This window comes from Brevundimonas sp. UBA7664, assembly GCF_002483305.1.
Classification (GTDB): Bacteria; Pseudomonadota; Alphaproteobacteria; order Caulobacterales; family Caulobacteraceae; genus Brevundimonas.
This window is the reverse complement of the sequence record NZ_DLHQ01000044.1, coordinates 1-11,784: the sequence shown is the minus strand read 5'-3', so window position 1 is coordinate 11,784 and position 11,784 is coordinate 1. Positions and strand designations below refer to the sequence as shown.

General features: G+C 68.6%; 12 protein-coding genes. 8 read left to right on the top strand and 4 right to left on the bottom strand.

Features of this window, described 5'->3' with window-relative positions:
• Window positions 1–236: 236 nt before the first annotated feature.
• Both B2742_RS10010 and B2742_RS10005 read right to left on the bottom strand, forming a co-directional pair.
• Window positions 237–1,013: an ABC transporter permease gene (locus tag B2742_RS10010; protein ID WP_292065674.1), complete on the bottom strand. Its 777-nt coding sequence runs from the start codon at window positions 1,011–1,013 to the stop codon at window positions 237–239.
• On the bottom strand, window positions 1,010–1,954 hold the full coding sequence (locus B2742_RS10005) for an ABC transporter ATP-binding protein (RefSeq protein WP_292065672.1): 945 nt from the start codon (window positions 1,952–1,954) through the stop codon (window positions 1,010–1,012). The genes B2742_RS10010 and B2742_RS10005 overlap by 4 nt, the downstream gene beginning before the upstream one ends.
• A gap of 102 nt (window positions 1,955–2,056) precedes the next feature.
• Between B2742_RS10005 and B2742_RS10000 the strand changes: the two genes are divergently transcribed.
• Genes B2742_RS10000 through B2742_RS09990 form a run of 3 tightly spaced genes read left to right on the top strand, consistent with a single transcriptional unit; the run spans window position 2,057 to window position 4,906 of the window.
• Window positions 2,057–2,965 carry a DUF1206 domain-containing protein gene (locus tag B2742_RS10000; RefSeq protein ID WP_292065670.1) on the top strand — a complete coding sequence of 303 codons (909 nt, stop codon included), beginning with the start codon at window positions 2,057–2,059 and terminating at the stop codon, window positions 2,963–2,965.
• A 58-nt stretch (window positions 2,966–3,023) separates the two neighbouring features.
• Complete coding sequence (locus B2742_RS09995) at window positions 3,024–3,569, top strand: lipocalin family protein (protein ID WP_292065668.1); 546 nt, start codon at window positions 3,024–3,026, stop codon at window positions 3,567–3,569.
• Between the two features lie 23 nt (window positions 3,570–3,592).
• Window positions 3,593–4,906, top strand: coding sequence for a PQQ-dependent sugar dehydrogenase (locus B2742_RS09990; RefSeq protein ID WP_292065666.1), 1,314 nt, complete (start codon window positions 3,593–3,595; stop codon window positions 4,904–4,906).
• A gap of 63 nt (window positions 4,907–4,969) precedes the next feature.
• Here the strand turns inward: B2742_RS09990 and B2742_RS09985 are convergent, their stop codons facing one another.
• Together B2742_RS09985 and B2742_RS09980 are read right to left on the bottom strand one after the other, a co-directional pair.
• The gene (locus B2742_RS09985) at window positions 4,970–5,599 is read right to left on the bottom strand and encodes a hypothetical protein (protein WP_292065663.1); all 630 of its coding nucleotides are present in this window, start codon (window positions 5,597–5,599) and stop codon (window positions 4,970–4,972) included.
• A 148-nt stretch (window positions 5,600–5,747) separates the two neighbouring features.
• Window positions 5,748–6,206, bottom strand: coding sequence for a peptidase S1 (locus tag B2742_RS09980; protein WP_292065661.1), 459 nt, complete (start codon window positions 6,204–6,206; stop codon window positions 5,748–5,750).
• Window positions 6,207–6,469: 263 nt separating this feature from the next.
• Between B2742_RS09980 and B2742_RS09975 the strand changes: the two genes are divergently transcribed.
• From B2742_RS09975 to mnmD, 5 genes are all read left to right on the top strand, one after another.
• On the top strand, window positions 6,470–8,269 hold the full coding sequence (locus B2742_RS09975; protein WP_292065659.1) for a long-chain-acyl-CoA synthetase: 1,800 nt from the start codon (window positions 6,470–6,472) through the stop codon (window positions 8,267–8,269).
• Between the two features lie 79 nt (window positions 8,270–8,348).
• The gene (gene motA, locus B2742_RS09970) at window positions 8,349–9,218 is read left to right on the top strand and encodes a flagellar motor stator protein MotA (protein ID WP_292065657.1); all 870 of its coding nucleotides are present in this window, start codon (window positions 8,349–8,351) and stop codon (window positions 9,216–9,218) included.
• A gap of 227 nt (window positions 9,219–9,445) precedes the next feature.
• Window positions 9,446–9,700, top strand: a complete 255-nt coding sequence (locus B2742_RS09965; protein WP_292065654.1) for a hypothetical protein — start codon at window positions 9,446–9,448, stop codon at window positions 9,698–9,700.
• A gap of 162 nt (window positions 9,701–9,862) precedes the next feature.
• Entirely contained in the window at window positions 9,863–10,162 is a 300-nt protein-coding gene (locus tag B2742_RS09960) for a hypothetical protein (protein WP_292065652.1), read from the top strand.
• A gap of 78 nt (window positions 10,163–10,240) precedes the next feature.
• The coding region (mnmD, locus tag B2742_RS09955; protein WP_292065650.1) for a tRNA (5-methylaminomethyl-2-thiouridine)(34)-methyltransferase MnmD at window positions 10,241–11,784 on the top strand (1,544 nt) is incomplete at its 3' end.

The following is an 11,784-nucleotide window of genomic DNA, read 5'->3' as shown; positions in this document are numbered from 1 at the left end:
TCGGGCAGGGGCGGCAGGCGCTCGCCCCTGGGCAGGGGGCCGGCGCGGAACACGGCGCCCGGCGCCCGGCCCCAGTTCACCGGGCGGCGGAAGGGCTCAGGCGAGCCGTTGAGCTTGTTGTCGGCCTCGGTGGACATGGCTACTCCCGCGCCGAACGCCGGCGCGCATCATCAAACGCGGAGAGCGGCCAAGGTGTCCGCTGAAATGGCCCGTTTCGTGGCCCCAAGCTGAAGACCTCAGTTCTTCAACCGGTAGCCGGTGCGGAACATCCATCCCACGATGGCCAGACAGACGAAGAGGAAGCCCAGCGTCGCCGCCAGACTGACCCCGATGCCGACGTCGCCCGTGCCGTAGAAGGTCCAGCGGAAGCCGGAGATCAGATAGACCAGCGGATTGAACAGCGTCACCGTCCGCCAGGCCTCCGGCAGCATGTCGATCGAATAGAAGGAGCCGCCGAGGAAGGTCAGCGGCGTGACCACCAGCATCGGGATCATCTGCAGCTGTTCGAAGCCGTTGGCCCAGATGCCGATGATGAAACCGAACAGGCTGAAGGTGGTCGAGATCAGGATCAGGAAGGCCAGCATTTCGAGCGGATGCAGTATCTCCAGCGGGACGAACAGGGCGGCCGTGGCGAGGATGATCAGGCCGAGGATGGCCGACTTGGTCGCCGCCGCCCCGACATAGGCGAGGACGATCTCCAGCGGCGACACCGGCGCGGACAGCAGCTCGTAGATGGTGCCGGTGAATTTCGGGAAATAGATGCCGAACGAGGCGTTGAAGATCGACTGGGTGAACAGGCTGAGCATGATCAGGCCCGGCACGATGAAGGCGCCGTAGGGGACGCCGTCGATCTCGGTCATGCGGCTGCCGATGGCCGAGCCGAAGACCACGAAATACAGCGAGGTGGTGATCACCGGCGTGACCAGCGACTGCCACACGGTGCGCAGGGCGCGCGCCATCTCGAAGCGATAGATGGCCCAGACGCCGTAGCCGTTGAAGGTCAGCGAGTTCATGCGGCGCTCCTGTCGGTCTTGTCCTGGTGGACCAGGCTGACGAAGATGTCCTCAAGCGAACTCTGGCTGGTGTGCAGGTCCTTGAAGGCGATGCCGAGGTCGGACAGCTTGCGCAGGAGCGACGGCACGCCGGTCTTCTCGAGGTTGGAATCGAAGACGTATTCCAGCTCGTTACCGTCGGCCTTCAGCGTCGGCGACCATTCGGCCAACTCCGCGGGCACGGCCGCCAGGGGCTCCTGCAGGTTCAACGTCAGGGTCTTCTTGCCCAGCTTCTTCATCAGGGCCGAGGTCTCCTCGACCAGGATCAGCTCGCCCTTGAGGATCACCCCGACCCGGTCGGCCATCTCTTCGGCTTCCTCGATATAGTGGGTGGTCAGGATGATGGTGACGCCCTTGTCGCGCAGACCGCGGACGAGGTTCCACATGTCCCGGCGCAGTTCGACGTCGACGCCGGCGGTCGGTTCGTCGAGGAACAGGATGTCGGGCTCGTGGCTCAGGGCCTTGGCGATCATCACCCGGCGCTTCATCCCGCCGGACAGGGTCATGATCTTGTCGTTGCGTTTCTCCCACAGGGACAGTTCGCGCAGCGTCTTCTCGATATGCGCCGGGTTCGGGGCCTTGCCGAACAGGCCGCGGCTGAAGGTGACCGTCGCCAGCACGGTCTCGAAGGCGTCGGTGGTCAGTTCCTGCGGCACCAGGCCGATCTTCGACCGCGCCGCGCGGTAATCTTTCTGGATGTCGTGACCGTCGGCGATGACCGTCCCCGTCGACGGGGTGACGATGCCGCAGACGATGGAGATCAACGTCGTCTTGCCCGCGCCATTGGGTCCCAGCAGGGCGAAGATCTCGCCCTTGCCGATGGTCAGGTCTGTGGACTTCAGGGCCTGCAGCCCCGATTTGTAGGTCTTGGTCAGACCCTGGATGGAAATAACCGGCTGCATACGCGCCCTCCCGAGAGGCAGGCAGATATGCGTCCGCCTGTCGCACCTCAAGGGCGGGCCCGATGAGCGGAGCCATATTCCGGGACGAGAGTTACCGTCGCCGTGCGCAGTCCCCTCGCCCTTCTCCGTCACCGCCTGGCCAATCTGGGCGAACAGGGGCGCCGCCGGTCTTCCCTGCTGCGTCGGGTTCCGCCGCTGCATGACCTGCTCGAACTGGCGGCGCGGGTCGGCTATGGCGCGCGGGGGTTTGTGTATCTGTCCGCCGGGTTGCTGATCCTGTTGGCCGCCGTCGACCTTGTCGGCGACACGGTGGGGATCAAGGGAACGCTCGACTGGCTGGCGATGCGGCCACTGGGTCGCGTCTGGATGGTCCTCGTCGGGCTGGGATTGGCCGCCTTTGTCGTTTGGCGCGTGCTGCAGTCCGTCTTCGACGCTGACCATGAAGGCACGTCGCGGCACGGCCTGAGCACCCGGATGAGCCAGGCTTTCAGCGGTTTCAGCTATGCAGCCCTTTCGTTCGCCGCCTTCAGCCTTCTGGTCCGCGCGCCGGAAGGCGATCCCGCGGTCGAGGGTGTGATCCGCAGCCGCGAGCAGGCCGAGACGGTGCTGGCCCTCCCCTTCGGCAAATGGATTCTGGTCGGCGCCGGACTGGCGATCTTCGGGATCGGGGCGGGGAATGTCGTCAAGGCGTGGCGAGAGGATTTCACGGCGTATCTCGCCTGCTCTGCGAAGACCTGCCGACGCGTCGCGCCGCTTGCCCGGATCGGACACGTTGCGCGGGGGCTGGCCTATCTGCCCTTGGCCGTGCTGGTCGTGTTTGCGGGCCTGAAATCGAGCGCCTCCGACGTCACCAGCCTCGGCGCGGCGCTGGAAGCGGTCGAACGCCAGCCGGCCGGGCCGTGGATCCTCATCGCTGTCGCGCTGGGCTTCGTGGCCTTCGGCGCCTTTTCCTTCATCGAGGCGCGCTTTCGTCGCATCCGTCCGCCGCGCGACCTGAATCCGCTGGCCTGACGCGTCCACGCGGAACCGGCGCCGTACCTGCCAGTTCCACTCTTGCCGGAGACCGCCCATGCTGACGCGAAGCCTCGCCGCCGCCCTCGCCCTGACGGCCGCAATGTCCCTCTCGGCCTGCGTCACCGCGCCCGGCCCCGACGAAATCCGCGCGCCGGCGCCTGCCCGGGTCGTCGATCTGGATCGCTTCTACAGCGGGCGCTGGCTGGAGATCGCCCGTCTGCCGATGAGCTTGACGGACGGCTGCGTCGCGGGGGCCACCAACTATGTCGTGGTCAATCCGACGCGGGTGGACGTGCGCGACACCTGTCAGGTGGACACGCCGCAGGGTCGGGAGAAGGCGATCGGCGGTCGGGGCGAGATCATGGACCCCGGAACCAACGCCAAGCTGAGGGTCCGCTATGTCGGCGGCCTGATCACCTGGGACTACTGGGTGCTGGACCACGCCGAGGACTACAGCTGGTTCATCTCCGCCGATCCGACCTTCGAAAAGCTGTGGATTTACACCCGCGAGGTTCCCGACGCCGCCGGCCGCGCGGCGCTCGTCGCCCGCGCGGCTGCTCTCGGCTATGACGTCAGCCGGCTGGAGTTCCCCGCGTTCTGACCCGCCCACCCAAAGGCCGTTCCATGATCCGTCCGACATTGCTCGCAGCTTCCGCCCTGGCGCTCACGCTCGCCGCCTGTGGAGGAAATGAGGCGCTGGATCCCTCCGCCGGCTTTGGACCCGACCCCACCTTGCCGCCGCCCCAGGGGTCGCTGTTCCCGCAGGTCAATATCGCCGAGGCGGTGGGCTGGCCGGAGGGGCGCACGCCGGTGGCGGCGCGGGGCTTCCGCGTCCAGGCTTTCGCCTCGGGCCTGGATCATCCGCGCTGGATCTATCGCCTGCCCAATGGCGACATACTGGTCGCCGAAAGCAATGCGCCGCCCAAGCCCGAGGGCAAGGAAGGCGGCTTGCGCGGTTGGGTGCAGGGCCTCGTCATGAAGAAGGCCGGGGCGAAGGCCCCCAGCGCCAACCGCATCACCCTGCTGCGTGATGCGGATGGTGACGGCGTCGCGGAGACGCGGACGGCCTTTCTCGAAAACCTGACCTCGCCCTTCGGCATGGCGCTGGTGGGGGACACGCTCTACGTCGCCAATGCCGACGCCGTGGTCTCCTTCCCCTATCAGACCGGCCAGACGCGGATCACGGCGGCCGCGACCCGGCTGGCGGCCCTGCCGGCCGGCCGCAACCATCACTGGACCAAGAGTCTGGTCGCCAGCGCGGACGGGACGCGGCTGTATGTCGGGGTCGGTTCGAACTCCAACATCGGCGAGAACGGTCTGGCCGAGGAGGAAGGCCGCGCCGCCATCCACGAGATCGACATCGCCACGGGGGCCGATCGGATCTTCGCCTCGGGCCTGCGCAATCCGGTCGGGCTGGCGTGGCAGCCGGACAGCGGCAAGCTGTGGGTTGCGGTCAATGAGCGCGACGAACTCGGCAACGATCTGGTGCCCGACTATATGACGTCGGTGACGCCCGGCGGCTTCTACGGCTGGCCGTGGAGCTACTATGGCCAGGTCGTCGATGCGCGGGTCGAGCCGGCCAATCCCGGGATGGTCGCGCGGGCGCTGAAGCCCGACTACGCCCTGGGCGCCCATACGGCGTCGCTGGGCTTGACGTTCGGAGAGGGCGGCCTGTTTCCGGCGCGGTATCGCGGCGGGGCCTTCGTGGGCCAGCACGGCTCGTGGAACCGGACCCCGCGCAACGGCTACCGGGTGATCTTCGTGCCGTTCATGGGCGGCGTTCCGGCGGGCCCGCCGGAAGACATCCTCACCGGCTTCCTCAACGAACAGGATCAGGCGATGGGGCGCCCCGTCGGTGTCCAGTTCGATCGCACCGGGGCCCTGCTGGTCGCCGACGATGTGGGCAATGTGATCTGGCGCGTCGCCCCTGCGGTCTGAGACCTCAAGAGCAAAGGCCCCGGCGGATCGCTCCGCCGGGGCCTCGTTTTCAGTGCGACAGGATCAGCCGACCGGTTCGACGATAATCACCGGAGGCGTCGGGGCGGGCGCGGGCGTCGCCGGAGCCGCGGTCGACGGGGCGGTGTTCAGGGTCGAGGTCGAAGGCGCGACCGGAGCCGGCGTATAGGCCTGCGGTCCGGTGGTGACGGCAGGGGCCGGGGTCACAGCCCGCGGCGAGGCCGTCGGAGCGGGAGCGGCCGGCCGGACAGCCTCACGTCGCGCGGGAGCCGGGGCGGCCCGACGAAGCGGCGCGGCGTCCTCAGCCACGGGGGCCGCCGGGGCGGCGATCACCGGTTCAGGCGTTGAGGCGGTGGTCAGCGGCGCCAGGGCGGCTTCGGTCGGAGAGGCGGACAGCACCGGCGCGGTCAGAGCGGGCTCGGCCAGGGGCGCGGACGCTTCTTCCGGGCCCTGCATCAGCATCATGGCGCCGATGCCGCCCAGCGCCAGAACGGCGACGGGGGTCAGGATCATCCAGGTCTTGATCTTGCCCTGGCCGCCACGCGCCTTGCCGCGTCGGGCATAGACGGGAACAAAGGGCTCATCGTTCGCCAGCGCGGCATGGGGGTCCACGCGCGGCATCTCAACACGATCGCCATAGGGTTTGGTCGGGTCGGCGGGATAGGTCACGGACATTGCAGTTCCTCCAAAATCTCATGGAAGAAACTAATCCGCGAGATCACGGTTCCGCGATTCTTGTCTTGCCGCGAAGAAACGCCGTTGCCGCCACAATTGGGGCGGCAACGGTACAGCTTCTTGTTCGCCGATTACTTCACGGCGGGCGTCAGAAGTTGGTGACTTCCGAGATCGACAGCACGGCGGGCTGCGGGTCGCCGCTCGAGTAGGTGCCGACCCAGATCTCATAGCGTCCGGCCTGCGAGCCCAGGGTGATCAGCGGGTTGTTGTCCTCGCCCATGTCGTCGTCGCAGTACCATTCGCCGTTCGGACCATTGACCACCAGGGTGGTGTCAGCCTTCGACAGGACCGAAACCTTGATGTTCAGCGAGCCCTTGCCGCTCCAGTAGAACCGGAAATCGGGCGCATTGGTGATGTAGCCGGTGCAGCCGCTGCCCGCGCCCGAGGCGCTGATGTCGCCGCCGGCGCGCAGGCTGACCAGGTGAGGATCGGGCGTGAAGCCCGGCGCCAGGGTGATGTCGCCGTAGTTGGGCTCGGCATTGTAGTCCTGGGCCATGGCGGGTCCGGCGAGCGCCAGAGCGCAGGCGGCGGTCAGTAGGTATTTCATCGGTCAACTCCCCCGGGATCCGCACGGCCCTGCGCCGGTAAATCCGCGTTCGGTGATTAAGCGCTGCCGGAGCCGGTTGTTCAAGTGGCAGTCAGGGTTCGACAGGTTCACGCGGCGTCACCGCCGCATCGGCGCCACGCCGGCCAGCAAACCGGCGTTCATACCGCCTCAAACGGCCTCGGGATTCCCCTGCCGGTTGACCGCGACCGACGGCTTGTCCATCACCATGGAACGGACGGCTTTTCCGCGGAGTGACGACGACGATGGGTCTTGTGGCGAACATCAAGCGCAACATGCGTTTCGCCAAGGGGCTGAGCCGCCTGCTCAAGCGCATCAAGCCGATCGAACTGGATAGCGTCGATCTGGTCTGCGACGACTGGGAAGAGGCGGTCGACCGCTTCGGGGACCATGTGGCCATCCAGGACGACCGACGCACGGTCACCTATCGCGAGCTGGACGCCATGGCCAACCGCTTCGGCCACTGGGCCCAGAGCCGGCGGCTCAAGCGCGGCGACACCATCGCCCTGGTGATGTTGAACCGGGCCGAATACATCGCCGCCTGGATGGGCTTCTCCAAGGTCGGCGTCGCCACCGCCCTGATCAACACCAATCTGACCGGTCACAGCCTGGCCCACTGCCTGTCGATCTCCAACGCCTCCCAGGTCATCACCGACGAGGATTGCTGGAAACGGGTCGAGGACGCGCGGGCCCTGTCGGGGCGCAATCTGATGCTCTGGGTGCTGGGTCTGAAGGACGAGGACGAGGCGGACGAGCGGCGCGGGCTGGACAAGCCGGTGCGCAGCGGCTCGTCGGTGCGGCCCGCGCGGTCGGCGCGTTCGGGCCTGACCAACCGCGACACGGCCCTGTACATCTACACCTCGGGCACCACCGGCCTGCCCAAGGCGGCCAAGATCACCCACGCCCGGGCCCGCACCTATATGCGCGCCTTCGCCGGGGCCACGGCCGCGACCGACAAGGACGTCACCTTCAACGTCCTGCCGCTGTATCATTCCACGGGCGGCCTTGTGGGCGTCGGGCCGGCCCTGCTGAACGGCGGCACGCTGGTGCTTCGCAAGCGGTTCTCGGCGACGAATTTCTGGCCGGACGCGAAGGCCTCGGGGGCCACCCTGTTCGTCTATATCGGCGAGCTGTGCCGCTATCTGGTCAACTGCCCGGAGAACCCCGACGAGCGGTCGCACAAGCTGCGTCTGGCCTTCGGCAACGGTCTGCGGCCCGACGTCTGGACCGATTTCCAGAAGCGGTTCGCCATCCCCGACATTCTGGAATTCTACGGCTCGACCGAGGGCAATGTCTCGGTGTTCAATTTCGACGGCAAGCCGGGCGCCATCGGCCGGGTCCCGGGGTTCCTGAAGAAACAGATCAATTTCCGCCTCGTCCGGTTCGACATGGAGACCGAGGCGCCCGTCCGCGGCGCCGACGGCCTGTGCCAGCTGGCCAAGGCCGGCGAGGTCGGCGAGGCCCTGGGCCAGATCGGCGACGATCCGCGCCACGCCTTCTCCGGCTATGCCGACAAGGCGGCCTCCGAGAAGAAGATCCTGCGCGATGTCTTCGTGCGCGGCGACCGCTGGTTCCGCACCGGCGACCTGATGCGGCAGGACAGCGAAGGCTATGTCTATTTCATCGACCGGATCGGCGACACCTACCGCTGGAAGGGCGAGAACGTCTCCACCGCCGAGGTCGAGCAGCGGCTGGCCGACGCCCCCGGCGTCAAGGAAGTGATCGCCTATGGCGTTCCCGTGCCCGGACACGACGGCAAGGCGGGCATGGTCGCCCTGGTGATCGACGGCCGGTTCGCCGCCAGGCCGTTCGCCGACTGGGTCGACCAGGAACTGCCGTCCTATGCCCGGCCGGTGTTCGTGCGGCTGATCAAGTCGGCCGACACCACCGGCACCTTCAAATACAAGAAGATCGATCTGGTGACCGACGGCTTCGATCCCGACAAGGTCGACGGCCCGCTCTATGTCAGGGGCGGAAAGAACGGCTACGCCAAGCTGACCGAGGCCGCCCGCGCCGCCATTCTGGACGGCGATCCCCGGCTGTAGCGCGCGGCGGTTCGCAACCGCCCCTTAATCATTAACGGCGAAGGTCCGCGTAACTCGCGCGCAGGATCCACCGCCCTCCATGTTCCAGATTATCGGCATCGTCCTGCTGTTCGCCATGGTGTTCGGCAGCTACATCCTGGCCGGCGGCAAGATGGAGGTCATCCTCCACTCCCTGCCCTATGAGCTGATGGCCATCCTCGGCGCGGCCGTGGCGGCCTTCCTGATCGGCAACAGCGTCACGACCATCAAGGCCACCCTGGGCGGCTTCGGCAAGGCGTTCGCCGGCCCGAAATGGAAGCGGCAGGACTACAAGGACCTGTTGTCCCTGCTGTTCCAGCTGACCAAGACGATGAAGTCCAAGGGCGTGATCGCCCTGGAAAGCCACATCGAAAAGCCGGCCGAGAGCACCATCTTCCAGAAATACCCCAAGGTGCTGAAGGACCATTTCGCCACGGACTTCATCTGCGACACCCTGCGCATGATGACCATGAACCTCGAGGATCCGCATCAGATCGAGGACGCCATGGAAAAGCAGCTGGAGAAGCATCACCACGAGGCCCAGGCCGGCGCCCACGCCCTGCAGAACATGGCCGACGGCCTGCCCGCCCTGGGCATCGTCGCGGCGGTGCTGGGCGTGATCAAGACCATGGGCTCGATCACCGAGCCCCCGGAAGTCCTCGGCGGCATGATCGGCGGGGCCCTGGTCGGCACCTTCCTGGGCGTGTTCCTGGCCTACGGCCTGGTGGGGCCGATCTCGGTGCGGCTGAAGGAGATCGTCGACGGCGACGCCGCCTTCTACAAGATCATCCAGTCGGTGCTGGTCGCCCATCTGCACGGCAATGCCGCCCAGATCTCGGTCGAGATCGGCCGCGGCGACATTCCGTCCTCGGCCCAGCCGTCATTCCTTGAGATGGAAGAATCGCTGTCCGCCGCGCCGATGGAAGCCTGATCCCGCCGCCGGCCATCGCCGCCCTCCAGCCCACCGCTGCCGTAGCGGTGCGCCGCCGCCACAAGGATTCATGAAAAGAGGCGCGTCGGGCGCGTGGAATTCCCCGCCTGCGTCACATCAGTTCACGAACGCGTGAGAATTTCGCTTGCGCTTCTGCTCACGTTCCCGTTATCTCGGGACTGCGAGGATTCATGACCTCGTATGACCCTTCTGAAGGAAGAAACAACATGCGCATCACCGCTCTGGTCGCCGCTTCGGTCGCCGCTCTGGCCCTGGCCGCCTGCACCCCCGCCGCCGAAGACAAGGCCGCCGACGCTTCGGCTGACGCCGCTGCCGCCGCCGACACCGCCACGGACGCTGCCGCGACCGCCGACGCTGCCGCCGCCGACGCGACTGCCGCTGCCGCCACCGCCGAAGCCGCCGCTCCGGCCGCCGACGCCGCGATGGCCCCGGCTGCTCCGGCCGCCCCGGCTGCTCAGTAATACTGAGCTGACGAAACGACGGGCCCTTCGGGGCACGACGATGAAGGGTCGCCCTTACGGGCGGCCCTTTTTCTTTGTCTGAACCCTTGCGGGCGGGGTCCGACGGTCGGCATCCTGAGACCCGGAGCGACGTCGTTCGTTCCCGGCCACAAGGATATTCCCATGCGAATCACCCTCGTCCTCGCCGCCGCAGCCGCGGCCCTGACGCTCTCCGCCTGCAACAAGGCCGAGGAGCCCGCCCCCGAAGCCACGACCGAAGCCGCCGAGGCCTCGGGTGTCGCCGCCGACACGGGCATGGTGACCGCCGATCAATCCGCCGCCCTGGCCGCGGCGGCCGCCAACGCCCCCGCCGCGACCCCCCCGGCCGAGGCCGCCCCGACCCCGGCGGCGCCGGCGACGCCCGATGACACGGCCTCCCACGCGCCCGGTGAGCTCCATCCCCAGGCCGCCCCGGCGCACTGACCTGGCGAATCGGGGGTGGGCGGCCTGACTCGCCCGTTTTTCGTTGCACCGGCCCGCGACGCGTATAGGCCGTGACGCATGGCCGAAGACCGCTCGCCCCGTCTGATCTGGACCGATGACGGATCCCCGCGCTCCGGGCGGTACGACGACGTCTATTTCTCGCGAGAAGACGGTCTGGCGGAGGCCCGGGCGGTTTTTCTCACCGGCTGCGGCCTGCCGGAGGCCTGGGCGGGGCGAAGACGATTCTGCGTCGCCGAGCTGGGCTTCGGCACCGGGCTGAACATCGCCGCCCTGCTGGATCTGTGGCGGCGCGACAGGCCCGTCGGCGGCCATCTCAGCCTGTTCTCGATCGAGGGGTTTCCGCTGACGCGCGACGAGGCGGCGCGGGCCCTGGCCGGCTGGCCTGAACTGGCGGACGCCGCCCAGGCCCTGCTGAATGTCTGGCCCGGGGCGACGCCGGGGTTTCACCGCCTGGACCTGCCGGCGTTCAACGCGACGCTCGACCTCGCGATCGGCGACGTCGCCTGGGCGTTGTCGCAGTGGACGGGGCGGGCCGACGCCTGGTTCCTCGACGGCTTCGCGCCCTCAACCAATCCGGACATGTGGTCGGACGCCGTGCTGGACGGCGTCCGCACCCGGTCGGCGCCGGGCGCCCGGCTCGCCACCTTCACCGTGGCGGGGGCCGTGCGTCGGGGCCTGGAAGCGCGGGGCTTCACAGTCGAAAAGCGCCCCGGCCACGGCCGCAAGCGCGAACGGCTCGAGGCGCGCCTCCCCGCTTCGGGCGCCGTTCCGGGCCCGGCGCCGTCGGTGGCGGTGGTCGGGGCCGGAATCGCCGGCGCGGCGCTGGCGCGCGCCTTCTCGGCCCTTGGCGTCCGTGCGACCGTGATCGAGGCCGACCGGCCCGGCGCCGGGGCGTCCGGCTTCCCCGCCGCCCTGGTCACGCCGCGTCTCGACGCCGGCGACAGCGGCATCGCCGCCCTCTATGCCCGGGCCCTGACGCAGGCCGGGGCGCTCTACGCCGCCACGCCCGGCGCTGTGGCCCGGACGGGGGTGCTTCAGCTCGAACAGGCGCCGCGCGACGCCGTGCGCTTCGCCAAGATCGCAGCCCAGCCGGTCTGGCCGCCCGAGGCCATGCAGGCCCTCGACGCCCTCGCCTGTTCGGAGCGGCTCGGGGAGACGACAGCGAGCGGCGGACTGTGGATGCGCGACGCCCTGGCCGTCCATCCGGTCGCCGTCCTCGAGGCCTGGCTCGGCGACGCGCAGAGGATCACAGCCACCGTGGCCCGGATCGAGGCCGTCGGCGACGGCTGGCGCCTGCTGGACGGAGACGGAGGGCTGATTATGGAAGCCGGGGTGGTGGTGATCGCCGCCGGCTGGGGCGCGGCGGCGCTGCTCCCGGACCTGCCGCTGGCGCCGGTCCGGGGACAGGCCGACTGGGTCGAGGGGGTTCAGGCCGGCCCCGTCGCCTGGGGCGGCTATGCGGTCCCGACGGAATCCGGCCTGCTGTTCGGGGCGACGCACGACCGCGGCGAAACCGGCGGCGGCCCGTCGGACGCGGCGAGCGCGCGCAATCTCGCGACCGTCGCGGCGCGCCTGCCGCAGCTGGCGGCGCGGATCGCCGC

Excerpts from the sequence above, each read along its gene's own strand:
- B2742_RS10010 (WP_292065674.1), bottom strand. The coding sequence starts at position 1,013 with ATGAACTCGCTGACCTTCAACGGCTACGGCGTCTGGGCCATCTATCGC.
- B2742_RS10005 (WP_292065672.1), bottom strand. The coding sequence starts at position 1,954 with ATGCAGCCGGTTATTTCCATCCAGGGTCTGACCAAGACCTACAAATCG.
- B2742_RS09995 (WP_292065668.1), top strand. The coding sequence starts at position 3,024 with ATGCTGACGCGAAGCCTCGCCGCCGCCCTCGCCCTGACGGCCGCAATG.
- B2742_RS09990 (WP_292065666.1), top strand. The coding sequence starts at position 3,593 with ATGATCCGTCCGACATTGCTCGCAGCTTCCGCCCTGGCGCTCACGCTC.
- B2742_RS09985 (WP_292065663.1), bottom strand. The coding sequence starts at position 5,599 with ATGTCCGTGACCTATCCCGCCGACCCGACCAAACCCTATGGCGATCGT.
- B2742_RS09980 (WP_292065661.1), bottom strand. The coding sequence starts at position 6,206 with ATGAAATACCTACTGACCGCCGCCTGCGCTCTGGCGCTCGCCGGACCC.
- B2742_RS09975 (WP_292065659.1), top strand. The coding sequence starts at position 6,470 with ATGGGTCTTGTGGCGAACATCAAGCGCAACATGCGTTTCGCCAAGGGG.
- motA (WP_292065657.1), top strand. The coding sequence starts at position 8,349 with ATGTTCCAGATTATCGGCATCGTCCTGCTGTTCGCCATGGTGTTCGGC.
- B2742_RS09965 (WP_292065654.1), top strand. The coding sequence starts at position 9,446 with ATGCGCATCACCGCTCTGGTCGCCGCTTCGGTCGCCGCTCTGGCCCTG.
- B2742_RS09960 (WP_292065652.1), top strand. The coding sequence starts at position 9,863 with ATGCGAATCACCCTCGTCCTCGCCGCCGCAGCCGCGGCCCTGACGCTC.